Source organism: Modestobacter marinus, from assembly GCF_019799945.1.
GTDB lineage: Bacteria > Actinomycetota > Actinomycetes > Mycobacteriales > Geodermatophilaceae > Modestobacter > Modestobacter marinus_B.
Window position 1 is genome coordinate 267,596 of sequence record NZ_JABGCH010000002.1, and the last position, 23,499, is coordinate 291,094.

The 23,499-nt window shown below is 74.7% G+C and carries 23 protein-coding genes; 8 read left to right on the forward strand and 15 right to left on the reverse strand.

Features of this window, described 5'->3' with window-relative positions; translation table 11 throughout:
- Nucleotides 1-34: 34 nt before the first annotated feature.
- The 4 genes from HK417_RS03140 to HK417_RS03155 form a co-directional block, all read right to left on the reverse strand.
- A complete protein-coding gene (locus HK417_RS03140) occupies nt 35-616 on the reverse strand; it encodes a DUF6529 family protein (protein WP_222263205.1) in 582 nt (193 codons plus the stop codon).
- Nucleotides 617-687: 71 nt separating this feature from the next.
- The gene (locus HK417_RS03145) at nt 688-1,461 is read right to left on the reverse strand and encodes a PIG-L deacetylase family protein (protein ID WP_222263206.1); all 774 of its coding nucleotides are present in this window, start codon (nt 1,459-1,461) and stop codon (nt 688-690) included.
- A 139-nt stretch (nt 1,462-1,600) separates the two neighbouring features.
- A complete protein-coding gene (locus HK417_RS03150; protein ID WP_222263208.1) occupies nt 1,601-2,410 on the reverse strand; it encodes a creatininase family protein in 810 nt (269 codons plus the stop codon).
- Nucleotides 2,407-2,871: a RidA family protein gene (locus tag HK417_RS03155; RefSeq protein WP_222263210.1), complete on the reverse strand. Its 465-nt coding sequence runs from the start codon at nt 2,869-2,871 to the stop codon at nt 2,407-2,409. Before HK417_RS03155 ends, HK417_RS03150 begins: the two co-directional genes overlap by 4 nt.
- Before the next feature lie 132 nt (nt 2,872-3,003).
- Here HK417_RS03155 and HK417_RS03160 point away from each other — a divergent pair, with 132 nt between their 5' ends.
- The 4 genes from HK417_RS03160 to HK417_RS03175 all read left to right on the forward strand — a co-directional run bounded on the left by HK417_RS03160 (nt 3,004) and on the right by HK417_RS03175 (nt 5,934).
- Entirely contained in the window at nt 3,004-3,504 is a 501-nt protein-coding gene (locus tag HK417_RS03160; protein ID WP_222263212.1) for a thioesterase family protein, read from the forward strand.
- Nucleotides 3,501-4,760, forward strand: a complete 1,260-nt coding sequence (locus tag HK417_RS03165; protein WP_222263214.1) for an FAD-dependent oxidoreductase — start codon at nt 3,501-3,503, stop codon at nt 4,758-4,760. The genes HK417_RS03160 and HK417_RS03165 overlap by 4 nt, the downstream gene beginning before the upstream one ends.
- 440 nt (nt 4,761-5,200) lie before the next feature.
- On the forward strand, nt 5,201-5,449 hold the full coding sequence (locus HK417_RS03170) for an endonuclease domain-containing protein (protein WP_222263215.1): 249 nt from the start codon (nt 5,201-5,203) through the stop codon (nt 5,447-5,449).
- Between the two features lie 191 nt (nt 5,450-5,640).
- Complete coding sequence (locus HK417_RS03175; protein ID WP_222263217.1) at nt 5,641-5,934, forward strand: hypothetical protein; 294 nt, start codon at nt 5,641-5,643, stop codon at nt 5,932-5,934.
- 16 nt (nt 5,935-5,950) lie between these two features.
- On the opposite strand, the gene HK417_RS03180 is transcribed toward HK417_RS03175, so the two are convergent.
- Nucleotides 5,951-6,841 (reverse strand): hypothetical protein, encoded by an 891-nt coding sequence (locus HK417_RS03180; RefSeq protein WP_261325740.1) that lies wholly within the window; start codon nt 6,839-6,841, stop codon nt 5,951-5,953.
- Nucleotides 6,842-7,133: 292 nt separating this feature from the next.
- Entirely contained in the window at nt 7,134-8,372 is a 1,239-nt protein-coding gene (locus HK417_RS03185) for an aldose epimerase family protein (protein ID WP_222263219.1), read from the reverse strand.
- 148 nt (nt 8,373-8,520) lie between these two features.
- Here HK417_RS03185 and HK417_RS03190 point away from each other — a divergent pair, with 148 nt between their 5' ends.
- Entirely contained in the window at nt 8,521-8,808 is a 288-nt protein-coding gene (locus HK417_RS03190; RefSeq protein ID WP_222263220.1) for a VOC family protein, read from the forward strand.
- Between the two features lie 19 nt (nt 8,809-8,827).
- On the opposite strand, the gene HK417_RS03195 is transcribed toward HK417_RS03190, so the two are convergent.
- Complete coding sequence (locus tag HK417_RS03195) at nt 8,828-9,517, reverse strand: class I SAM-dependent methyltransferase (protein ID WP_222263223.1); 690 nt, start codon at nt 9,515-9,517, stop codon at nt 8,828-8,830.
- Nucleotides 9,518-9,556: 39 nt separating this feature from the next.
- Between HK417_RS03195 and HK417_RS03200 the strand changes: the two genes are divergently transcribed.
- Nucleotides 9,557-10,402: an SDR family oxidoreductase gene (locus tag HK417_RS03200; RefSeq protein ID WP_222263225.1), complete on the forward strand. Its 846-nt coding sequence runs from the start codon at nt 9,557-9,559 to the stop codon at nt 10,400-10,402.
- Nucleotides 10,403-10,456: 54 nt separating this feature from the next.
- On the opposite strand, the gene HK417_RS03205 is transcribed toward HK417_RS03200, so the two are convergent.
- Both HK417_RS03205 and HK417_RS03210 read right to left on the reverse strand, forming a co-directional pair.
- Nucleotides 10,457-11,197 (reverse strand): SDR family NAD(P)-dependent oxidoreductase, encoded by a 741-nt coding sequence (locus HK417_RS03205; RefSeq protein ID WP_222263227.1) that lies wholly within the window; start codon nt 11,195-11,197, stop codon nt 10,457-10,459.
- An 11-nt stretch (nt 11,198-11,208) separates the two neighbouring features.
- Nucleotides 11,209-12,240, reverse strand: a complete 1,032-nt coding sequence (locus HK417_RS03210) for a zinc-dependent alcohol dehydrogenase (RefSeq protein WP_222263228.1) — start codon at nt 12,238-12,240, stop codon at nt 11,209-11,211.
- Nucleotides 12,241-12,465: 225 nt separating this feature from the next.
- Here HK417_RS03210 and HK417_RS03215 point away from each other — a divergent pair, with 225 nt between their 5' ends.
- Nucleotides 12,466-14,187, forward strand: a complete 1,722-nt coding sequence (locus HK417_RS03215) for an IlvD/Edd family dehydratase (protein ID WP_222263230.1) — start codon at nt 12,466-12,468, stop codon at nt 14,185-14,187.
- Nucleotides 14,174-17,026: an FAD-binding and (Fe-S)-binding domain-containing protein gene (locus HK417_RS03220; RefSeq protein ID WP_222263232.1), complete on the forward strand. Its 2,853-nt coding sequence runs from the start codon at nt 14,174-14,176 to the stop codon at nt 17,024-17,026. Before HK417_RS03215 ends, HK417_RS03220 begins: the two co-directional genes overlap by 14 nt.
- A gap of 49 nt (nt 17,027-17,075) precedes the next feature.
- Here HK417_RS03220 and HK417_RS03225 read toward each other — a convergent pair whose 3' ends face one another.
- The 6 genes from HK417_RS03225 to HK417_RS03250 all read right to left on the reverse strand — a co-directional run bounded on the left by HK417_RS03225 (nt 17,076) and on the right by HK417_RS03250 (nt 23,417).
- Entirely contained in the window at nt 17,076-18,086 is a 1,011-nt protein-coding gene (locus HK417_RS03225) for an Acg family FMN-binding oxidoreductase (RefSeq protein ID WP_222263234.1), read from the reverse strand.
- A gap of 83 nt (nt 18,087-18,169) precedes the next feature.
- A complete protein-coding gene (locus HK417_RS03230; protein ID WP_222263235.1) occupies nt 18,170-19,114 on the reverse strand; it encodes a quinone oxidoreductase family protein in 945 nt (314 codons plus the stop codon).
- Nucleotides 19,115-19,174: 60 nt separating this feature from the next.
- A complete protein-coding gene (locus HK417_RS03235; protein WP_222263237.1) occupies nt 19,175-20,128 on the reverse strand; it encodes a C-terminal binding protein in 954 nt (317 codons plus the stop codon).
- Nucleotides 20,129-20,138: 10 nt separating this feature from the next.
- On the reverse strand, nt 20,139-21,026 hold the full coding sequence (locus HK417_RS03240; protein WP_222263238.1) for a dihydrodipicolinate synthase family protein: 888 nt from the start codon (nt 21,024-21,026) through the stop codon (nt 20,139-20,141).
- A gap of 2 nt (nt 21,027-21,028) precedes the next feature.
- On the reverse strand, nt 21,029-21,979 hold the full coding sequence (locus HK417_RS03245; RefSeq protein WP_308123335.1) for a sugar kinase: 951 nt from the start codon (nt 21,977-21,979) through the stop codon (nt 21,029-21,031).
- A complete protein-coding gene (locus HK417_RS03250) occupies nt 21,972-23,417 on the reverse strand; it encodes an Nramp family divalent metal transporter (protein ID WP_222263240.1) in 1,446 nt (481 codons plus the stop codon). Before HK417_RS03250 ends, HK417_RS03245 begins: the two co-directional genes overlap by 8 nt.
- Nucleotides 23,418-23,499 lie beyond the last annotated feature (82 nt).

Below are 23,499 nucleotides of genomic sequence, written 5' to 3' on the forward strand. Positions count from 1 at the left end.
CGTGCGGCGAAGGGGACCTGCCTCGCCCACTCCGCTACCCGGCCGGGCTCGGCCAGCCCTTGGTGCCGATGTACCAGGCGGACGAGGTCAGCACGGCCAGGACGAGCAGGGTGAAGAGCAGTCCACCGGCAACCGGTAAGAACCATCCGGGAGCGCGCCGCGACCGGACCGCGGTCACCTTCACGACCAGCGCGCCGACGACGGCGCAGCCGAGCAGGCCGTGCACGAACGAGCGCGTGGAGACCGGCGTGCCGTCCGGCAGCGTCCCGACCTCCAGGCCCAACGACCACAGGCAGTGGTACGCGACGAACACCGACAGCAGGACGGCGATGACCCCGGTGGTCCGGTGCGCCGTGCCCACCCAGGACGGCGCCTTGACCCCGAGCTTGCCGTACATCCAGAGCGCTCCCAGGAGCTGGACGACGGCGAGCACCCCGATCCCCGTCGAGACCACGGTCTTCATGGCCAGGACGGTCGGGTAGCCGAGCGTCGTCGTGCCGTCGAGGGTCGGGTCGTGCAGCCGCCCGAACACCCCGACGAGCACCGCCACGACGGCGCCCGCGGCGAAGGCCGCCAGCGGGATGGTCTTGCCCTTCTGTGCCGTGATGTCCGCCATCGGACCAGGATTCTCCGGGCGCTGCCGGTTGGGAATGGCCCGACCGCGCGTCGCCGTCCGGCTGCGGCGGCTCAGCCGGTCATGGAGCGGGCGACCCGCTGCTGCTCAGCGGCCACCGGCTGCCGCGGACGCTCGACGAACCCCTCCTCGCCGACCCAGGCCGTGTAGCGGTCCAGCCCGAGCGCCGCGATCAGCCCGGCAGTCTGGGTCTCCTGGGCGGCCAGCGCCCGGACCTTGCGCGCCGCCAGGTCGGGCGGCAGTTCGAGGTCGACGACCAGCCGCTCGGCGGGGACGACGACCGGGTAGCCGGGCAGGTACACCCCGAGGTCCGAGTCGAGATCGCGCCACCGGGCCACCCGCTGCTCGGGGAAGGCGGCCTGCAGCAGCCGCGCGCCGGCGGGGGCCACCCGGTCGAAGGCGGCCGCCGTCCACGCCGAGACCGCCTGGTGGTCGGGATGACCGGTGATGCCGTCCGGGCCGAAGGTCAGCACCGTGTCCGGCGCGACCTCCTCGATCACCGCGCACAGCCGCGCGACCGCCTCCGCGGGTGGCACCGACGCGCAGGTGCCGTCCCGGTACGGGAGCCAGTGGTGCTCGGTCACCCCGAGCACCGCCAGGCAGCGCGCCAGCTCCCGGGTCCGCTCCTCGGCCAGCCGCTCCGGCGGCCAGGTCTCCGGGTCCGGGGTGCCGTGCTCGCCACGCGTCGCGGTGACGCACACGACCCGGGACCCGTGGTCGCGGGCCGCGGCCATGAGGGCGGCGGACAGGTACGCCTCGTCGTCGGGATGGGCCCAGACGCCCAGGATCGTGCCCAGCTCGCCGACGTCGGACGGTGTGGTGATCATGGTCGCGCCTCCTGGCTGCCGCTGACGGCGTCCATCCTGGCGGGCGGCGCTGGCAGGGCGCTGTCACGCCGCTGACGCCGGGGCCGGCGCCCGGCGGCGGCTCGGGCACCGGAGACCCCCGGCACCCGAGCCCGCCAGTTCAGGGCCCGGCGGCGTCGCTCATCCGCTTGGTGAAGTGGTCGGCGATCATGTCCGCCACCCGCTGCACGCACACCTCGCCGATGGCGCTGGAGAACCCGTGGGCATCACCCAGCACGCCGTTGTCCGACAGCGCGGTCATCCCGTCGTTGAAGAGGCGTTGCAGCATCTCGTCGTTCACCGGCCCGACGTAGCCCCGGACGACCTGCTCGGTCCGCACCTCGCCGGGACGGATGAACGAGTAGACCGAGGACTCGGCGACGTCCGCGTGCCCGCCGACGTGGTCGGGGTCCACACCCGCGTGCTCGACGGCCGACCGCCACACCGCGACCAGGCCTTGCAGGTCGGCGAAGACGATCACCCGGCAGTCCGGCCCCACCAGGTCGTTCAGCCGCTGCTCCATGTCCGCCAGCGGCGCGAAGTTCCCGCCGTGCCCGGAGAAGCACAGGATGGTGCGGAAGCCGTGCGCGGCGAGGCTCCGGCAGTAGTCGGAGTAGACCGCCTCGAAGGTCTCCGGCCGGAGGCTGATCGTCCCGGGGAAGGCCATGTGGTGCGGCGAGACACCGACCCGGATGGTCGGGGCCACCAGCGCCGTCCCGAGTCGCTCGGCGACCTCCCGGCCGAGCCGCTCGGCGTGGACGGCGTCCACGTCGAGCGGCAGGTGGGGGCCGTGCTGCTCCACCGCTCCGCACGGGACGATGACGTCGCGCCGCCCCTCGGCGAGCGCCGTCCGGATCTCCTCGTAGGTCATCTCCTCCAGCAGCACGTGGTCGCCCCGCTGGTCGGAGCCGGCGGTGTGGTCGGGCGTCACGACACCACCCGCACCACGGCCTCGATCTCGACGGAGATGTCGAAGGGCAGCTCGGCCATGCCGACAGCGGACCGGGCGCCCCGGCCGGCGTCCCCGAGCACCTCGGCGAGCAGGTCGGAGCACCCGTCGATGACGGCGGGTGTGCGGTTGAACCCCGGTCGGCAGTTCACCATCCCGAACAGCTTCACCACCTGCTGGACCCGGCCGAGGTCGCCCAGCTCGGCCCGCAGCGCGGCCAGCAGCTGCAGCCCGGTGAGCCGCGCGGCCTCCCGCGCGGTGTCCAGGTCGAGCCCGCCGTCCCCCACCTTGCCGGTCACCAGGCTGCCGTCGGGCCCGACCGGCCCCATCCCGGACAGGAACACCAGGTCGCCGGCCGCCATGGCCGGGACGTAGTTGCCCCCCGGCGCCATCGGTTCCGGCAGCTCGATCCCGAGCTCTCGCAGTCGCGCGTCGACGTCCATGGCCTGATCGTGGCCTGTCCCGGGCGAGTCGTGCACACCGTGCTCGTCGGGCGGCGGGGCACTACGGTCGTCGGTCGTGCACCGGCCCGGGGCGACGACCGCGGTCCCGGCGGAGAGCTGCGAGGTGACCGCGTGAAGCCCGTCCCGATCGGCGCCGCGGCGGACCTGGACGTCGTGGTGACGGCGGAGATGACCGTCCGGTTCGACGAGCTCGGCCCGGTGCACCCGGTGTACGCGACCTACTCGATGGCCAAGCACTTCGAGGAGGCCGGGCGCAAGCTGCTCCTCCGCCACCTCGAGGACGGCGAGGCCGGCATCGGACGGGCGGTGTCCGTGGAGCACCTGGCACCGAGCTGGGTGGGCGACACGATCCGGGTGACGGCCCGGTGCGCCCAGCTGCAGGGCACCCGGCTGACGTGCGAGTGCTCCGCCGTGGACGCCGGCGGCCGGCTGCTCGGCCGGGGTACGACGGTCCAGGTGGTGCTGCCCTGGGACGTCCTGGAGGCCCGCCTCGGCACGGGGGCGGAAGGCATGGTCAGCCGCTCGCCGGCGGTGGAGACTTCACCCGGCCGGGGGCGGGGGCCCGAACCGGACCCAGCGGCAGCGGACGGCCGGACGGGAGACCCGCCATGAGCGAGCACAGCACCTGCGTGGTCGTCGGCGGCGGACCCGCCGGGATGGTGGCGGGGTTGCTGCTCGCCCGCGCAGGCGTCGAGGTGACCGTGCTGGAGAAGCACGCCGACTTCCTGCGCGACTTCCGCGGCGACACCGTGCACCCCTCGACGCTCCAGCTGCTCGACGAGCTCGGCCTCGCCGACGAGTTCTCGAAGCTGCCCTACAGCAAGCTCGAGCAGGTCGTCTTCCCGGTCGGGGGCGACCGGAACGTGACCGTCGCCGACTTCCGCCGGCTGCGCGTCCGGTACCCCTACATCGCGATGGTGCCGCAGTGGGACCTGCTCAACCTGCTCGCCGAGGCGGGGCGGGAGGAGGCGTCCTTCACCCTGCGGATGCAGACCGAGGTCACCGACCTGATCCGCGAGGGGGACCACGTCCGGGGCGTGCGCTACCGCACGGAGGACGGCGGGACCGGCGAGATCCGCGCGGAGCTGACGATCGCCTGCGACGGCCGCTGGTCGATCGCCCGCCGGCTCGCCGGGCTGCGGCCCAAGGAGTTCCCCGTCCCGATCGACGTCTGGTGGTTCCGGCTCCCCCGCACCCCGGACGACCGCCCCACCTCGCTGACCCCGCGGGCGGCGAAGGGCCGGTTCGCGCTGGTGATCCCCCGCGACACGTTCCTGCAGCTGGCCTACGTCGGCCGCAAGGGAGCCGACCCGGAGATCCGGGCCCGGGGCATCGAGCGGTTCCGGCAGGACGTCGCGGAGCTGATGCCCGACCTCCGGGACCGGATCGACGCGCTGGCGACGATGGACGACGTCAAGCACCTCGACGTGCGGGTCAACCGGCTCGACCACTGGCACGTGGACGGGCTGCTGTGCATCGGCGACGCGGCCCACGCGATGTCCCCGGTCGGCGGGGTCGGCATCAACCTCGCCGTCCAGGACGCCGTGGCCGCGGCGACCCTGCTGGCGGCACCGCTGCGGCGCGGCGCGGTGCGCCCGGAGGAGCTGGCCGCCGTCCGCCGCCGCCGCATCCTGCCGACGGTCCTCGTCCAGGCCCTGCAACGGGTGATGCACCGCGGCCTGGTGGCACCCATCGTCGAGGGACGGCGGATGGGGCCACCGGGGCCGGTGCTCGCGCTGCTGCGCCGGCTCCCCCAGGTCTCGATCGTCCCCGCGTTCCTGATCGGCGTCGGCCTGCGGCCCGAGCACGCGCCACCGTTCGCCCGGCGCCCCTCCATGCGCGTCGAGAACGGGGATCCCGGGCGCTGACGGTGCTCAGCCCGCCCGGTTCCCCCGATCTCGCTGGGCTGTGGACGGCGAACGCGCGGGAGCGCGCGCGTGCGGCAGGGTCACCGGGTGCCGCCGCGCCCTCGCCCGACTGCCCTCGCCGGCCGGGTGTTCCGCGGGAGCACCGCCGTCGCGGCCGACCTGGTCACATCGGACGAGCTGCGCGGTCACCGGTGGCGACGGTTGTTCCGCGACGTGTACGCCGATGCGGACCTGCCCGACGGGCACCGGCTGCGCATCGACGGGGCTGCGCTCCTCGTGCCCCCGCTCCGCGGTCTTCTCCGGTCGGACGGCTGCTCATCTGCTGGGCGTCCGGGAGCCCTGGACCAGCTGCTGGCGCGGGCGGTGGTCGAGGAGGCAGCGCTGCGGGCCGGCGCGGCCGGGCTGCCGACCGGACGCGGCTGCCGGTCGCCCGCCGCGCGGTGGCGCTGGCCGACGGTCGCGCGGAATCGCCACCGGAGTCCCGGCTGCGGGTCCTGCTCACGATGGCCGGCCTCCCGCCCGTTCCGCAGTGGTCGGTGCGCCGGGCCGACGGTGTGTTCATCGCCCGAGTCGACCTGGCCTACCCGGCGGTGCGGCTGGCCGTCGAGTACGACGGGGCCTGGCACGGCGAGCCGGGGCAGCTGGGCCGCGATCGGCGACGGCTCAACGCGCTGGTGGCGGCCGGGTGACGGTCCTGCACGTGACGGTGGCTGACCTGCACCGGCCGGACGCGGTGGTCGCCCGGGTCCGGGGCCTGCTCGACGCCGAGATCGGGGGAATCGGGCGCTGAGCGCGCTCCGGCAGCCCGGCATCCCCTCCCCCGGCGCCGGCGTGCGACGGCGGGAGGTGCGCACCCCCGCACGGGGGTACCGGTGGGCGCATGGGAGCACGCAACGCCGCGGTCGCGGCCGCCGACACGTGGACCGACCCCGACGGCATCCGCCGGCCCGCCGGTGAGATCCACGCCTGGGAGCCGGGGCGCAACGAGACGGTCTGCGGGCTGTCGCTGAGCAGGTCGCGGCTGACCCGCTTCCCGCACGTCAGCTGGGCCGACGCCCAGCCGGAGTCGGGCCGGCACGCCGACGAGGTGCAGGTGGTGTGCCGGCGCTGCCGGGCCGGCATGGGTGCCCGCCGGGACGAGCGCGGCTGGACGCGGACCAACCCGCGGCCCTGACCGCCGCCCGCGGGGCTCAGCCCAGGTAGTTCACGTGGACGTGGTCCATGTGGTTCGCCGTCGCGCTGCCCCGGTTGGCCATCGCCTTCCAGGCGGCGCCCGGCGAGCTGAGCATCCGCTGCTGGTAGATCAGGTAGTCGACGCCGAGCTCGTCCCAGTGGGCGACGTGGTAGGCGACGATCGCGTCACCCATGGTCTCGTTGCTGAGGACCATGTAGTCCAGCGCCAGCCCGGACGGGTGGCCTTCCGGGTCGGCCGCGCTGGCGCGCGTGCCGCCGAGGGTGATGCCGCCCGCGCCGGCCACGCCGGAGACGACGGCGTCCGCGGCCGCCTGGACCTGCGGCTTGACCCTGCCCGTGCTGTTGGTGATGCGCGCGACCGCGTTCCCCGCCGCGACGGTCGGGGCCGCGGCGCTCGACGGCGCGGGCGCAGCCCCCTGCTCCTCGGCCGCCTCCTCGGCCTCCGCCTCGGCCCGGGCCTTCACCTCCGCGGCCGCGGACACCTCGGCGGCGGCGCGCGCGGCGGCCTCCGCCTCGGCCTGCTGCCGCTCGGCCTCGGCCTGGACGGCGGCGGCCTGCTCCTGCTGCGCCGCCGTCTGGGCGGACTCGCGGGCGCTGCGGCTGGCCGCCAGCTGCTCCAGCGGCTCCAGGTCCGGCGTCGCATCGGCCGGGACCCCCTGGGAGGTCATGTCGAGCTGGGCGGCCACGCTGACCGGGTCGGCCGCGGTGGCCTCGGCCTCGGCGTCCGGACCGGCGCCGATCACGACGTTCACCAGCAGGGCGCCGGCCGCCGCGACACCCAGGTAGAGCTTGGGGCGCAGACGGGGCGCCGGCGGGCGGCGGTGCCGGCCGGGAGTCCGGGCGGGGCGGTCGGCGGCGCGGCCGGACACGGTGGTGCGGAGGTGCATGGGTGCGGGTGCTCCGAGTGTGCGAGCGCAGCAGCGACCCCCGGTGCGGCGGGCTGCGGCGGATGTGTGGCCGCGTGGTCCGCGGCCCGTCCGGGTCGTGCCGGCGCACCGACGAGGGTGACCAGCCAGGCGACGATCGGTCTCCCCGGATGGGGCCCGGGAGACCGACCGGACCCCGCCACCGTACCCACCGTTATCGCAACGTGACAATCGGGAGTCCCCGATTCGTCGAGTGATACGTGTCGCGCGACCGGGGCGCGCCGCCGTGGCGGCGCCCCCGCTGGCTTTGGGGTCAGGAGGAGAGTTCGAACACCGTGGTGCTGTCGTACACCTCGCCCGGACGCAACTCGGTCGACGGGAAGTCGGGCTGGTTCGGCGAGTCGGGGAAGTGCTGGGTCTCCAGCGCCAGGCCGTCACCCTGCCGGTACACGTTCCCGCCGGTGCCCACGAGCGTGCCATTCAGGAAGTTGCCGGAGTAGAACTGCAGCCCGGGCTCGGTGGTGGAGACGGTCAGCGTCCGGCCGCTGTCCGGGTCGTGCAGCACGGCCGCCTCCTCCAGGGCGTCCTCGTCGTCCGAGCCCTCGCGCGCTCCGTCGTCCTCACGGTCGAGCGCCCAGTTGTGGTCGTAACCCTGCCCGTGCAGCAACTGCTGGTCGTCCTCGCGGATGCGCTCACCGATGGGCGTCGGCTCCCGGAAGTCGAACGGCGTGTCCGCGACCGGCGCGATCTCCCCGGTCGGGATGAGCGTCTCGTCGACCGGGGTGTAGCCGTCGGCGTCGATCTGCAGCTCGTGGTCGTAGATGCTCCCCGACCCCTCACCGGCCAGGTTCCAGTAGGTGTGCTGGGTCAGGTTGACGACGGTCGGCGCGTCGGTGGTGGCCTCGTAGTGCACCTCCAGGCGGCTGTCCGCGTCGAGGGTGTACGTGACCGTCGTGCTCAGGGTCCCGGGGAAGCCCTGGTCCCCGTCGGAGCTGACCAGCGCGAGCTCCAGGGCGGCGACCTCGTCGTCGGAGACGTCGGTCGCCTCCCACACCCGGTCGTCGAAGCCGGTCGGGCCGCCGTGCAGGGTGTTCGGGCCGTTGTTGAGCGGCAGCTGGTAGCTCGTGCCGTCGAGGGTGAAGCTGCCGCCGGCGATGCGGTTGCCGTAGCGGCCGATGAGCGACCCGAAGTACGGGTCGTCGTCCCCGACGTAGTCGTCCAGCTCGGCGAAGCCGAGGACGACGTTGTCCACCTCCCCGTCGGCGTCGGGCACCTCCAGCGTCTGGATCACCCCGCCCCAGGTGAGCACCTGCATGGTGATGTCACCGTTGCTCAGCGTCCAGCGGTCGACCGCGGTGCCGTCGGGTGCGGTGCCGAAGGACTCCACGGAGGTGCTGGGGCCGTCGCCCCCGTCGTCCTCGGCCGCGCCGGCCGGGGTGGTCCCGGCGGGGACGAGCAGCCCGACGCCGAGCGCGGCCGCGAGGGGCCAGCGTCGCCGGGCCCGCGCGCCGGTCGAGCCGAGGGGTGGGATGGCGGAGGGGGGTTCGCGCATGGGGTGCTCCGGTGTCCGTGGCGGTCCACCGGCGTCGTCGCACGGTGGCAGGGGGCCACCGAACCCGGAGCAGGAACGGCGAACGGGGTCGTGCCCCAGGTGCGGTCCCTAACGCGGCGACGGTAGGAACGGGGCCGGAGGGGTGTCAATGGCCGGTCGACCGTGCGTCGGCGCGCCGCTGCCGGACGTCGGGGAACCGGCACGAGAACGGCCCCGGGCCGGTGTGCAGCTCGTTGTCGCAGGGTGCGGGCGGGTCTACCTGTCCGAGGTGCACGACCTGAAGGCCAAGGGCGTGGTCTTCGAGGTCTACGAGGACATGCCCGGCGTCACCTGGGACGGCGAGGTCGCCACGATCGAGGGCATGGGCCGCGCGGCCTGGTTCAAGGACAGCGAGGGCAACGTCCTGTGCGTCGACCAGGAGACGACGGCCGGCTGAGGCCCCGGCGGACGCCAGGTCAGGGCCTGGTCGCGACCAGGGCCGTCCAGCAGCCCGCAAGCCGCGTCTCCTGCGCGAGCACGGTCAGTCCGGCGGCCGCACATGCGGCGGCCAGGCCGGCGGGGTCGGGACGGTCGCCGTCGGCCGGATGGCGGGAGACCGCCCGCAGCGGACGGCTGTCGACGATCCGCGCGGTCATCTCGCAGGAGTAGAAGCGCCCACCCGGGCGCAGCACCCGCGCTGCCTCGGTCACGGCCGCCCGCCAGTGCACGGCGTGGTGCAGCACGTGGTAGCCGAAGACCGCGTCGTAGGTCGCCGTGGGTGCAGTCAGGTGGGTGGCGTCGCCGTGCGCCACCTCGACCCGCCCTTCCAGGTCGCGGACCGCGGCCCGGCAGGCGATGACGCTCGCCGGGTACCGCTCGACCCCCTCGACCCGGGCCGCCCCGAAGACCTCGAGGGCCAGCCGCAAGCCGGTGCCGCGGCGCCCCGGGCCCAGCTCGAGGACCCGGCCGCCGTCTACGCGACCGCCCAGCCGCAGCAGGACGGGGGCCTCCACGCGGCGTTGCACGAGGGCCCGGACGCGCGAGTCCACCCACAGCCGGTTGGCGTCCACGTACGTGGGTGGGACGGCACGCGCCGGACGGCGGTCGGTGGGACTCGGAACAGGGGCTTCCCCGCCCGTCCCCTGCTGGGCGGACTCGTCGCTCACGACGCGGTTGTTCCCTGTCCGGATGGGAACAACCGCCCGGTGACCGATATCCGCGGCCGTGTCGTCCTCGTCACCGGCGGCAGCGCCGGCATCGGCAGGTCCGTCGTCTCCCGGCTGGCCGCGTCCGGCGCGCGGGTGGTGACCTGCGCCCGGCACGGAGCCCGGCTGACCGAGGCGCTCGCCGGCGTCCCCGGCGTGACGGGGATGGTGGCCGACGTGGCCTCCGGGGCGGATCGCGTCGCGCTGGTGCAGCGCGTCGTCGAGGAGCACGGGCGACTTGACGCCGTCGTCCTCAACGCGGCCATCGGTTACGCCGGTCTGGTCGAGGACACGCCGGCCGACGCCGTGACGACGATGGTGGACACCAACCTCACCGGTGTGGTCGACCTCGCCCGGCTGACGCTGCCCCACCTGCTCGCCTCCGCCGCCGACCGTGGCCGTGGTGACCTCCTGGTGGTCGCGTCGGCCGCCGCGTTGTCCCAGGTCCCCCCGCTGACCATCTACTCCGCGACCAAGGCCGGCGCCCACGGCTTCGTGAAGGGGCTGCGCCGGGAGGTCACCGCCCGTGGGGTCCGCGTGCACTCGATCATGCCGGGTCCGGTGGCCACCGAGTGGCTGGTGCGCGGACGCGGCGCGGCCCCGGGCTCCGACGACGACGCCGAGGGCAGGCTCTCCCGCGGCATCCGCAGCGAGCGGGTCGCCGAGCAGGTCGTGCGCAGCCTGACGTCGTACTGGTCGCGGACGGTGTCCGTCCCGCGGTGGATGGGGCTGGCCCGGCTCGGTGAGGTCCCGCCGATCGACCGGTTGCTGGACATGACGCTCTCGCGGCAGACCGACCGGATCCGGCGGACCACCGAGCGGAGCGTCGCCGACCGCCTCGGCTGACCCGGGGTCGACCGCCGCACTCGACCGGACCGGCCGTTCCCGGAGACCGGACGGTCAGAGCCGGAGGCCGGTCATCCCGCCGTCCACGCGCAGCACCGTCCCCGTGGTCGAGCCGGCGGCGGGCGAGGCCAGCGAGGCGATCGCGTGCGCGACCTCGTCGGCGGTGACCAGCCGGCCCAGCGGCTGCCGCTTCCGCAGCGCCTCGGCCGCCGCTGCGGGGTCCTCGGCGGCGGCCAGCAGCCGGGCGACCCACGGGGTGTCGGTGGTGCCGGGCGCCACCGCGTTGACCCGGATCCCCTCGGCCGCGTGGTCGGCGGCCATGGCCAGGGTCAGCCCGAGCACCGCCCCCTTGCTCGCGCTGTACAGCGCCCGCTGGCGCACGCCGACGAACGCGACGGCCGAGCAGGTGTTCACCACCGCCCCGGCCGGTGAGCGCCGCAGGTGCGGCAGCGCCGCGCGGCTGACCCGCGCCATGCCGGTCACGTTGACGTCGAGCACCCGCGCCCACTCGGCGTCGTCGTTCTGCCCGACCTCGCCGACCGCGCCGATGCCGGCGTTGTTCACCAGGACGTCGAGCCCGCCGAGCCGGTCGACCACCGTCGCCACGGCCGCGTCGACCGCCGCGGTGTCGGTGACGTCGCCCGGCACGGCCAGCGTGCCCTCCGGCACCCCGCCGGTGCTGCGGTCCAGCACGGCGACACGGGCCCCCCGCTGCCGCAGCAGCCGGGCCGTGGCCGCGCCGATCCCGCTGGCCCCGCCGGTGACCACGGCCACCAGCCCCTCGAAGTCGGTCATCGCGCGGCTCCTCAGCGCAGGTGGGGGTCGACCAGGACCTTCGGTCCGGGACCGGCCCCTGCGGGCGGTCGCCCGGCGAGCACCGCCCCGACCTGGTCGAGCCCGACGGTGGCCGCGACCAGCGGGCGCGGGTCGACCGCGCCGGTGGCGTAGGCGGTGATGGCGCCCGCGAGCCCCGGGGAGGCGGACAGCACGCCCACCGCGGTGACGTCCTTGAGCACCAGCGTCCGGGTGTCGACCGTGCTGGCCCGGCCGGCCAGCCCGATGTAGACCACCCGTCCGGCCGGCTCCACCAGGTCGAGCGCCAGGGCGGGCAGGTGCTCGGCGGTGGAGGCGTCGACCACCGCGTCGAACGGCAGGTCCGGGAGGGTGTCCGCGGTCCAGGCGTGCTCGAACCCGAGGCCCCGGGCGAAGGCGAGCGACTCCGGGGTGCGGCCCATCAGGTGCACCTCGGCGCCCGCCGCACGCAGGAACATCGCCACCAGCAGGCCGATCGTGCCCGGGCCCAGGACCAGCGCCCGGTCACCGGGCCCGGCGCCGGTGGCCTGGGCCGCGCGCAGCGCATTGCCGCCGGGCTCGACCAGGGCGCCCAGGACGGGGTCGACGGCGTCCGGCAGCGCGTGCAGCGACCAGGCCGGGACGGCGACCTGCTCGGCGAGCGCGCCGTGCCGCCCGCCGCGGACCCCGACCTCCTGCCGGTGCGCGCAGACGTGCTGGTGCCCGCGCCGGCAGCGGCGGCAGGTCCGGTCGCCGAGCATGGTGCCGCCCATGACCCGCCGGCCGAGCCAGGACCGGTCCACGCCGTCCCCCACCGCGGCGACGATGCCCGCCCACTCGTGTCCCAGCCGGATCGGATAGGTCGAGTCGCCCTCGACCAGGGTGGCCATCTCGCCGGTGAAGAACTCGACGTCGGTGCCGCAGACGCCGACCCGCTCGACGTCGACCACCACCTCGCCGGGGACCGCCACCGGCACGGGCACCTCCCGCACCGAGCTCCTCCCCGGCGCGTCGAGCACGAACGCCCGCATCGTCGGCGCGCTCACCGGAGCGGGAGCACGTGCTCGTCGGGGCGGGCAACCGGCTCCTCGGCGCCGGGCGCGCCGATGCGGATGAGGTACACGGGTGGGTGCTCCAGGGATCGGGCGGGTGCGCGGACCTCCGCGACGACGGGGACCGGACCGCCCGCCCCGCGTGCTGCCGGGTCGCGAACCGCCTGCGTACGCTCCAGGTCGTTCCGGAAACTAGACCATCGTGTCGACAGTCGGAAGGTGCTCGACGTGGAGCTCCGCAGCGCACACTGGTACGCCGGGCAGAGCCGCAACGGCTACATCCACCGGGCGTGGATGCGCCGCGGTGTGCCCGACGACGCCTTCACCGGACGGCCGCAGATCGCCATCGCGAACACCGCCTCCGACCTGACCCCGTGCAACGCCCACCTCACCGAGGTCGCCGCGTCGGTGCGGAACGGCGTCTACGAGGCCGGCGGCATCCCGCTGGAGCTGCCGGTCGTGTCCCTGGGTGAGACCCAGGTCCGGCCGACGGCGATGCTCTGGCGGAACATGGCCGCGATGGCCACCGAAGAGATGCTGCGCGCCAACCCGATCGACGGCGTCGTCCTGCTCGGTGGCTGCGACAAGACCATCCCCTCGCTGCTGATGGCCGCGGGCTCGGTCGACCTGCCCGCCGTCGTCGTCCCCGGCGGGCCGATGCTCACCGGCACCTTCCGCGGCGTGCCGCTGGGCTGCGGCACCGACGTCTGGCGGCTCTCGGAGGAGGTCCGGGCCGGCACCCTGTCCGCCGACCAGTTCACCCGCTCGGAGTCGGCGATGATCCGCAGCCGCGGGCACTGCAACACGATGGGCACCGCCTCGACGATGGCGCTGGTGGCCGAGGCGCTGGGCACCGTCGTCCCGGGGGTCGCCGGCACCCCGGCACCGGACAGCCGCCTGCTGGAGGCCGCCCACGGCACCGGCCGGCTGGCCGTGGAGATGGTCGCCGCCGACCGGCGGCCGAGCACCTTCCTGACCAAGGGGTCGTTCGCCAACGCGATCGTGGCGCTGGCCGCGATCGGCGGCTCGACCAACGCGGTGGTCCACCTGCTGGCCATCGCCGGCCGGCTCGGCATCGACCTGACCATCGACGACTTCGACCGGATCGGCTCCCGGGTCCCGGTGCTGGTCGACCTGCTGCCGGCCGGCCGTTTCCTGATGGACGACCTCCACCGCGCCGGCGGCCTGCTCGCCGTCCTCCGGGAGGTCCGCGACCTCCTCGACCCGACCGCGCTGACCGTGACCGGCAAGCCGCTGGTCGAGTACCTCGACGACGCCCCGATCTGGGACGCCGAGGTGATCCGCCCCCGGGCGGCCCCGCTGGTCGCCGAGGGCGGGATCGCCGTGCTGCGCGGCAACCTGGCCCCCGGCGGTGCGCTGGTCAAGCCCGCCGCCGCCTCACCGCACCTCCTGCGACACCGCGGGCGGGCGGTCGTCTTCGACTCGATCGAGGACTTCACCGCCCGGATCGACGACCCCGACCTCGACGTCGACGCCGACTCGGTGCTCGTGCTGCGCGGCTGCGGCCCGAAGGGCTACCCCGGCATGCCGGAGGTGTCGAACATGCCGCTGCCCACCAAGCTGCTCGAGCAGGGCGTCCGTGACATGGTCCGGATCTGTGACGGCCGGATGAGCGGCACCGCCTACGGCACCGTCGTCCTGCACGTCACCCCCGAGGCCGCCGCCGGCGGCCCCCTCGCGCTGGTGCACACCGGCGACGTCATCCGCCTCGACGTGCCCGCGCGTCGGATCGACCTGGAGGTCCCCATGGAAGAACTGGCCCGGCGCAGACCGAACGAGGCCACCGTGGCCGGCTTCGCCGACCCGCGGCGCGGCTGGGAGCGGCTGTACGTCGACCACGTGCTGCAGGCCGACACCGGCGCGGACCTGGACTTCCTCGTCGGCTCGAGCGGTTCGGAGGTCAGCCGTGAGTCTCACTGACCGGCGCACGCGGCACGCCCTGGAGCAGGACCGGGACGACGACCTGCTGCACCCGGCCGGCCCGCTGGTGGCCCTGCTGGAGGAGGCCGCACCGGGTGCCGTCGCCGCCCGGGCCTCCGACCGGCTGTCCTTCGCCCACGACGCGTCCCACTACCTGCTCGTCCCGCAGGCGGTCGTCACGCCACGGGACGCCGGGCAGGTCGGCGCGCTGCTGCGGGTCAGCGCCGAGCAGGGCGTGCCGCTCACCTTCCGCTCCGGCGGCACCAGCCTGTCCGGGCAGGCCACCAACGACGGCGTGCTCGTGGACACCCGCCGGAACTTCCGCGGCATCGAGGTGCTTGACGACGGCGCCCGGGTCCGGGTGCAGCCCGGCGCGACCGTGCGCGCGGTCAACACCCGGCTGGCCCGGTACGGCCGCAAGCTCGGGCCCGACCCGGCCAGCGAGAGCGCGTGCACGATCGGCGGCGTCGTCGCCAACAACTCCAGCGGCATGGCCTGCGGCACGGAGCTGAACACCTACCGGACGCTGGAGTCCGCCGTCCTGGTGCTGCCCAGCGGCACGGTCGTCGACACCGGCGCCCCGGACGCCGACGACCGGCTGCGGGCACTGGAGCCGGAGGTGTACGAGGGGCTGGCCCGGCTGCGCGACCGGGTGCGCAACAACCCGGTCTCGGTCGACCGGATCCACAGCCTCTTCTCCATCAAGAACACGATGGGCTACGGGGTGAACTCCTTCGTCGACCACACCCGGCCGGTCGACGTCCTGCTCCACCTGGTGGTCGGCAGCGAGGGCACGCTGGCCTTCGTCGCCGAGGCGACGTTCCGCACCGTGCCGGCCCACCCCTTCGCCGCTACCGGCCTGCTGCTGTTCCCCGACCTCGCCTCGGCCACCGGCTCGCTGCCGGCCCTGGTCGACGCCGGCTTCGCGACCATCGAGCTGCTCGACGCGACCAGCCTGCGGGTCGCCCAGGGCGACCCGGAGGCGACCGCCGAGCTGCGGGCGCTGACCGTCGTCGACCACACCGCGCTGCTGGTGGAGCACCAGCAGCCGACCGGCGAGGAGCTCGCCGACCGGGTCGCCGCGGCCACCGGGGTCCTCGGCGGGCTGCCGCTGGCCTCCCCCGCCGGCCTGAGCAGCGACGCCGTGACCCGGGCCGCGCTGTGGCACATCCGCAAGGGCCTGTACACCGCGGTGGCCGGGGCCCGGCCGTCCGGCACCACCGCGCTGCTGGAGGACATCGCCGTCCCGGTGGCGCAGCTGCTGCCCACCTGCGAGCACCTCACCGAGCTGTTCGAGCGGCACGGGTACGCGGGCAGCGTCATCTTCGGGCACGCGAAGGACGGCAACGTCCACTTCATGCTCAACGAGGACTTCGACCGCCCCGACATGATCGAGCGGTACCTGCGCTTCACCGACGACATGGTCGACCTCGTGCTCGGCAACGACGGCACGCTCAAGGCCGAGCACGGCACCGGCCGGATCATGGCCCCGTTCGTGCGCCGCCAGTACGGCGACGAGCTGTACGAGGTGATGCAGGAGGTCAAGCGGCTGCTCGACCCGAGGGGCCTGCTCAACCCCGGCGTCCTGCTCGACGAGGACCCGTCGGCGCACATCAGCCACCTCAAGTCCACGCCGACCGTCGAGGTGGAGGTCGACCGCTGCGTGGAGTGCGGCTACTGCGAGCCGGTCTGCCCGAGCAAGGACCTCACCACCACGCCGCGGCGGCGGATCGTGCTGCGCCGGGAGATGATCCGCGCCCGGGACGCCGGCGACGCCGCCCTGTTCCAGCGGCTGGAGGACGAGTACCAGTACGACGCGATCGACACCTGCGCCGTCGACGGCATGTGCCAGACCGCCTGCCCGGTGCTCATCGACACCGGCGACCTGACCCGCCGGCTGCGCGGTGAGCAGACCGGCCTGGTCGAGCAGAAGGTGTGGAAGACCGCCGCCAAGCACTGGGACGGCACGACGCGGGCGGCCGCGGCCGCGCTCACCGTCGCCCGGGCCGTGCCGGCGCCCCTGCCCCGCGGCGCGACCGCGGCCGGCCGGGCGCTGCTCGGCGCGGACACGGTGCCGGCCTGGTCGGCCGAGCTCCCCGGCGGCGGCAAGCGGCGCCGGCCCCGCCCGGCGGGCGACGCGCAGGCGGTGTACTTCCCGGCCTGCATCTCCACGATGTTCGGGGCTCCCGAGGGTCCCGGCGTGCAGGACGCCTTCCTGGCGCTGTGCGACCGGGCCGGCGTCCCGGTGCGGGTCCCCGACGCCATCGCCGGGCTGTGCTGCGGAACGCCGTGGAAGTCCAAGGGCCTGACCGAGGGCTGGGAGGCCATGCGCGAGCAGGTGGTCCCGGCGCTGCGGGAGGCCACCGACGGCGGCGCGCTGCCGGTGGTCGTGGACGCGGCCTCCTGCACCGAGGGGCTGATCCGGCTGCTCGCCGAGGAGGAGGGTATCCGGGTCGTGGACGCCGTCGCGTTCGTCGACTCCGCCGTCCTGCCGCAGCTGCCCGCGGCGCGGCGGGTGCCGTCGCTCGTCGTCCACCCGACCTGCTCCTCCACCCAGCTCGGCATCAACCCGGCGCTGCTGCGGGTGGCCGCGGCCGCCGCGGAGGAGGTCGTGCAACCCGAGGACTGGAGCTGCTGCGCCTTCGCCGGGGACCGCGGGCTGCTGCACCCGGAGCTGACCGCCTCCGCGACCGCACCGGAGGCCAAGGCCGTCGGCCGGCACCCGGCCACGGCCTACGCGTCGGTCAACCGCACCTGTGAGCTGGGGATGACCCGGGCGACCGGCCACCCCTACCGGCACCTGCTCGAGGTGCTCGACGACGTGACCCGCCCGGCCTGAACCGCCGACGGGAGGGATGTCCCCGGCGCGGCGACCCCCGCGCCGGGGATCAGTCGACGGTGCGCAGGACCTCCGCGACCGGGCGGCGGCCGGTCCGCGTCGGCTGCGCGGAGCTCCAGCCGATCCGCATGATCATCTGCGGGTGCCCGACCAGGGACAGGTCCACCCGCATGCGGGTCCGGGTCGCCGGCCAGTCCAGCGCCTGGGTCAGCGGGGAGGCCGCCATCCCCGCCGCGGTGAGGACGAGCAGCACGCGCCCCAGCGCCCGGCCGGCCTGCACCCAGGCGGGCCGGTCGTCACCGGCGGTGCCCAGGAGGACGACGGCCGGCCGCTCCACCGGGGGCGGCGGGTCGTCGTCGGCCACCGGAGCGGCGGGCTGCCGGGTGCGCCGGCCCACCAGGAAGTCACGGACCGTCCAGTTCGTCGGCCGGGCCGCCGGATCATCCGCGGGGACCGCCGTCACCGGGACGCCGTCGGGGGCGTCCGGGTCGGTGCGCAGCCAGCTCTCCAGCTCCGCCCGGTAGGCGGGGTCGGACTGCTCGGCCCGCTCGGCCCGGTCGAGCAGGTGGGCCAGGACCAGCTCGGCGTCGGTCTCGCTGACCTGCTGCACCCACACGCCGTAGGGGCCGGCCGCCTCCTGCAGCTGCCCGAGGAGCTCGTCGGGGACGGCGTGGGGCAGGAACGGCGCCCGCCGGGTGTGCCGCTCCACGATCGCGGTGGCCAGCGCCTGGTCGGCGCCGGTGGGCTCGTGGGGGCCGGTGACGCGGACCGTGGCCAGGTGGTCGTCGTCCCCCGCCCCGCCCACCTCGGCCCCACCCACCTCGACTTCGGCCTCGTGCCCGGCGGACCGCAGCGCCACCAGGGCGAACTCCACCGCGACGCCGCAGCTGATCACCTGCTGGCGGTGCGTGGGGTCCAGCGTGGGCAGCCCCCTGCTCGTGTCGAGGAAGACCTCCAGCCGGTCCGGCGCGGCGGTGAACCGCCACGGCTGCGTGTTGTGGATCGACGGCGCCCGCGTGGCCGCCTCCACCACCGGAACCCAGTTCTGCACCCGCGCCACGGTCCTCACCTCCGGCTCAGGGCGTCCGCCGACGCCGTCCACCGCCCGCCCGTCCTGCGCCCACCTTGCCCCTCCGGCGGCCGCTACGGCAGCAGCAGGAGCTTGCCGGTGCTGCGGCGGGCCTCGAGGTCCTCGTGCGCCTCCCGCGCCTGCGCCAGCGGCCGGCGTCCGCCGATCCGGACGTCGAGCCGGCCGGCGGCGACGAGGTCCAGGACCGCGCCGGCCAGGCCGCGGAACAGCTCCGGCGTGCGGATGTAGGTGGCCAGCGTCGGGCGCTGCACGTAGAGCGAGCCATGACCCGCCAGCGAGTGCAGCTCCAGCGGCTCGGGTTGTCCGCTGGCGGCGCCGAACAGGATCATCCGCCCGGTGGGTCGCAGCGCGGTCAGACCCGCGGCGAACGTCGTCCGTCCGACGCCGTCGTAGACGACGGCCGCGCCTGCGCCCCCGGACAGCTCGAGGACCCGCTCCGGGAACCCCTCGTAGCCCACCACGACCTCGTCCGCGCCGGCGGCGCGCGCGAGCTGGGCCTTCTCCTCGGTCGACGTGGTGGCCAGCACGTGGCCGCCCCGGGCGCGCACCAGCTGGGTGAGCAGCAGGCCCACCCCACCGGCCGCGCTGTGCACGACCGCCCAGTCGCCCTCGGCGACCGGGTACGACTCGGAGGTGAGGTACTGGGCGGTGCAGCCCTGGAGCATCGCGGCGGCGGCGACCTTGATGTCGACGCCGTCGGGCACCGGCACGACCTTGTCGCGCGGCGCCGCGAGCCGGGTGGCGTAGCTGCCCCGGACGTCGAGCCAGGCGACGCGCTCGCCGGTGCCGACGACGGTCCCCGCGCCCTCGACGCCGATCACCGCGGGCGGGGTCGCGGTGTAGGGCCGGCGTCCCTCCCGCTCGTACACGTCCCGGAAGTTGACGCCCGCGGCCTCGACGTCGACGAGCACCGCGCCCTCGCCGGGCTCGGGGTCGGGGACCTCGCGGACCGTCAGCACCTCGGGTCCGCCGGTGCGCTCGTAGACCACTGCCTGCACGTTCACTCCCGTCGTCGGCCGTGCCGACGTGCCTATCACGCGGCCGTGCAGGCCGCCCCGTCAGCGCCCTTCGACGACGACGTAGTCCGGCCGGCCGGTCTCCGCCCAGCTCACGACGTTCCGCGCCGCCTTGCGCCGCAGCTCGACCTCCGCCTCCTCCGAGTACCAGGCGACGTGCGGCGTGAGCAGCGCCCGCGGATGGGCGAGCAGGGGGTGGTCCGCCGGCGGCGGCTCCTGCGGGAGCACGTCGAGGCCGACAGCGGCGAGCCGGCCGTCCACCAGTGCCTGCGCGACGGCGTCGAGCTCGACCAGCCCGCCACGAGCGGTGTTCACCAGGAACGACCCGGCCGGCATCCGGTCCAGCAGGTCCGCCCCGACCAGGCCCCGGGTCTCGGGCGTCAGCGGCAGGTGCAGCGTCACCGCGTTGCTCCGGGCGAACAGCTCCTCCAGCCCGAGCCGCTCCACCCCGGCGGGCCAGGCGTCGTCCGGCAGATACGGGTCGTAGCCAACCACGCCGCCGAACCACGGCGCGGCGCCCTCCATCGTCGTCCGCCCGATCCGGCCCAGCCCGACCACGCCCAGGGTCAGCCCGCCGGGCCGCGGCAGACGTCCCCCGAGCCGGTGGTCCCAGCGCCCGGCGTGCACCTCGCGGTCGTGCCCGGTCAGGTTGCGCATCAGCGCGAGCAGCATCGCCACCGCGTGCAGGGCGACCTCGGTGGTCCCGTAGTCGGGGACGTTGCACACCCAGACGCCGCGCTCCCGGGCGGCGGCCAGGTCGACCACGTCCACCCCCACGCCGTAGCGGCTCACCAGCCGCAGCCGGGGCAGCGCGCCGAGCACCTCCGCGGTGATCGGGGCGTACTGCACGAGGACGGCGTCGGCGTCCCGGGCGGCCTCGATCACCTCCGCCGCCGTCCGGCACTGGGCCGAGAGCAGCTCGTGCCCGGCGGCGCGGAGCACCTCCTCCTCCAGGTCGAGCGTGCCGTAGTCCGCGTCGGTCACCAGCACCCGCATCCGGAGCCCCTCACGTGGTCGGGCCGGCCACGGCGCGCTCGGCCGCGGCGGCGGCGTCGAAGGTCGGCGGCACGGGTGTCAACGGCGGCCGCACGGTGCCCATCGGGTGCCCGTGCCGCTGCTCGGCGATCTTCTTGAGCACCCCGGGGGCCGCGTACTGCTTGGTCATCGCCCGCACCCGGAACAGGTGCGCGGAGAGCGCGGCCGCCTCGGCGGACCGCCCCTCGCGGACGTGCCGGTAGAGCGCGACGACGTGCTCCGGGACGATGTTGGCCAGCGCGGAGATCGAGCCGTGCGCCGTCATCAGCCGCCCGGGCAGGTCGTCCTCCGTGCCGACGAGCACCCCCTTCCGGGCGGCATGCACCTCCGCGGCGTAGCCCGCCTCCCCCCCGGAGTCCTTCACGCCCCACACCGGCAGCCCCGTCACCAGCTCGGTCGGCAGCGGGATCGCGTACTTCGGGATGTGGTAGAGCACCACCGGGTGCCGGGTGGCGGCCAGGACGCGGTCGTAGAACAGCCGCAGCCCCTCGGGCGACACCGGCTTGAAGAAGTAGGGCGGCAGCACCATGACCGCCGCCACCGGCAGGTCGTCCAGGTACGCCAGCAGGTCGAGGGTGTCCGGCAGGTTCCCCTCGGCGACCGTGGGGACGACGTGCAGCGGGCCCGACGCGGGGACGAGCGCGTCGAGGACCGCCGTCTTCTCCCGGGTGGTGACCGAGGGCCCCTCCCCGTTGGTCCCGAACGGGATGACGCCGGTGACCCCCTGCTCGGCCAGCCAGCGGACGTGCCCGAGGTAGGCGTCCACGTCGATGGTGAAGCGCTCGTCGTCCCGGAACGGCGTCACGTTCGCGACGTACACGCCCTCGAGGACGCCGGCCGGGTCCTGCGGCTGCTGCATCGTCACCTCCCGAGGTCGAAGGCATCGTCGAGGAACGCGGTGAGCTCCCGGCGGCTGGGCAGGCCCTCGTAGTCGCCGAGGTTCTGCACGCAGAAGGCGCCCATGGCGTTCGCCGTCCGGAGCCGGCCCGCCGGGTCCTGCCCCTCGAGGGTCGCGGCCAGGTAGCCGGCGGCGAACGCGTCCCCGGCCCCGATCGGGTCGACCTGGCGGGCCGGGAAGCCCGGTGAGGTCAGCCGCTCGCCGTCCACCAGCGCCGCGCAGCCGCGCGCACCGAGCTTGAGCACGACCTCGCCGGGGCCGGCGTCGGCGAGGCGGTCGAGGACGGCGTCGTCGTCCCAACCCCACAGTGCCCGGGCCTCCTCGTCGCCGACGAGCAGGACGTCGACGTGGGGCAGCATCGCCTCGCTGGCGGCGCGGGCCTCGGCCGGCTCCCACAGCCGGCTGCGGTAGTTCACGTCGTAGCTCACCCGGACGCCTGCCTCCCGCGCGGCCCGCGCCGCCCAGGTCAGGAACTCGGCCGACTCCGGCGACAGCGCCCCGGTGATCCCGGTCAGGTGGAGGAAGGCGGCGCCGTCGAGGACCGCCGGGTCGAAGGCACCCGGCGCCAGGGTCGAGGCCGCCGACCCGCGGCGGTAGTAGTACACCCGCAGCGCGCCGGCGACCTCCTCCCGCAGGTAGAGGCCGGTGGGCCGGTCGGCGACCCGGCGCACGGCGCTGGTGTCCACGCCCTCGGCGCGGATCCGGTGCAGGACCAGCTCGCCGAGCTCGTCCTCGCCCAGGACGCTCACCCAGCTGGCCGGCACACCGAGCCGGGACAACCCGATCGCGACGTTGCTCTCCGCACCGCCGATCGACATCGTCACCACCCCGGCGTGCCGGAGCCGGCCCGGCGCCGGGGGGACGACGAGCACCATCGTCTCCCCGGCGGTGACCACGCGCCCCGGTTCAGCCACCGAACAGGTTCTGCAGCTGCTGGTTGAAGGTCAGCACGCACAGGAAGCCGAACAGCAGGAAGGCCCAGATCAGGGCGGCGACCCGGACGGCGCCCGGACGGATCTCCTTCGGCAGCACCCGCTTGTTCACCAGCAGCAGCAGCGCCGAGTACATGAACATCATCAGCCCGCCGGTGACCGCGGAGATCACCAGCAGGACCAGCGGCTGCGACAGCCCGGACAGGATGACGACGCACCCGATCAGCACCAGGCCCCAGACCAGCGCGAAGTAGATCTTGCTCTCGTTCGCGCCCTTCAGGTACGCGGTCTTCAGCACGTCGGCGCCCAGCCGGCTGGTGTAGTCGACGATCCCGAGCGCGGCGGCGAACAGCGAGAACGCGCCGATGATCCAGAAGAACGTGCCGAACCAGCCGCCGACGGTCTCGTTGAGCGCGTCGCCCTCGACCTTGAGGAAGGAGATGTCGCTGGCCAGCCCTTCCTCGCCGAACACCGTGGCGTAGGCCAGCAGTGAGGTGAACAGGATGGTGAGGAAGCTGATCGCCACGAAGGTGCTGAGCTGCTCGATGTTGGCGAACTTCCACCAGCGCCGCCACCGGCCCAGGTTCTCGGGGGTGGGCTCGAAGACGAAGCCGGTCGACGGCGCGGCCTCCGGGTGGCCGGTGACCGGGCTGACGATCCGCGGGACGTAGGCGCCCATGCCAAAGCGCTTGTCGCGGATCCAGTTGCTCTGGCACAGGTTCTGGCCACCACCCGCGCCGGCGAACGCCAGTGCCCCCAGGAGCAGCGCAAAGCCGAGCTGCTGGTGCGGGACGCCGGCCTTGGTGACGATGTCTGGGGTGTCGGCCCAGGTGGAGGCGCCGATCGCGGCGAACGAGGCGACGACGATGAGCAGCAGGACGGCGGCGACCTTGACCATCTCGATCTTCTCGAGCGCCTGGTAGACCACCGGGGCCATGGTCAGGATGATCCCGATCAGCAGCAGGATGCCGATCGCGATCGGCGGCACGCTGCCGCCGACGAGGTAGGTGATCAGGGTCGCCGAGCTCGTCGCCCAGCCCGGCCAGATGTTGGCGAAGTAGGCCAGGATCGCGAACACCAGGCCCCAGTGCCGCCAGTACCGGCTGAAACCGGTGAGCGCGGTCTCCCCGGTGGCCAGCGTGTAGCGCTCGATCTCCATGTTGAGGAAGTACTGGGTGGCCAGACCGACGAAGGCGGCCCAGACGAACACCAGCCCGACCTGGGAGGCGATGTAGGGGTAGAGGATGAACTCACCACTGGCCATGCCAACGCCGGCCGCGATGATCCCCGGCCCGATGACGTGCCGGAAGCTGGCCGGCGGATCGGGCATGTCCCGCACCTTGGGGGCTTCCAGGTGCTTGGTCGGGAAGAGGTCCACCACCGAGGAGCGGTTCCCTCCCGGCTGACGGGTGCTGACCATTGGCGCCTCCTGTCGTCTGTGAGCTGGGTCACTGCTGAGGCAGTACAGGGATTTCTCCACCGTCCCGGCTCACCTCGCAAGA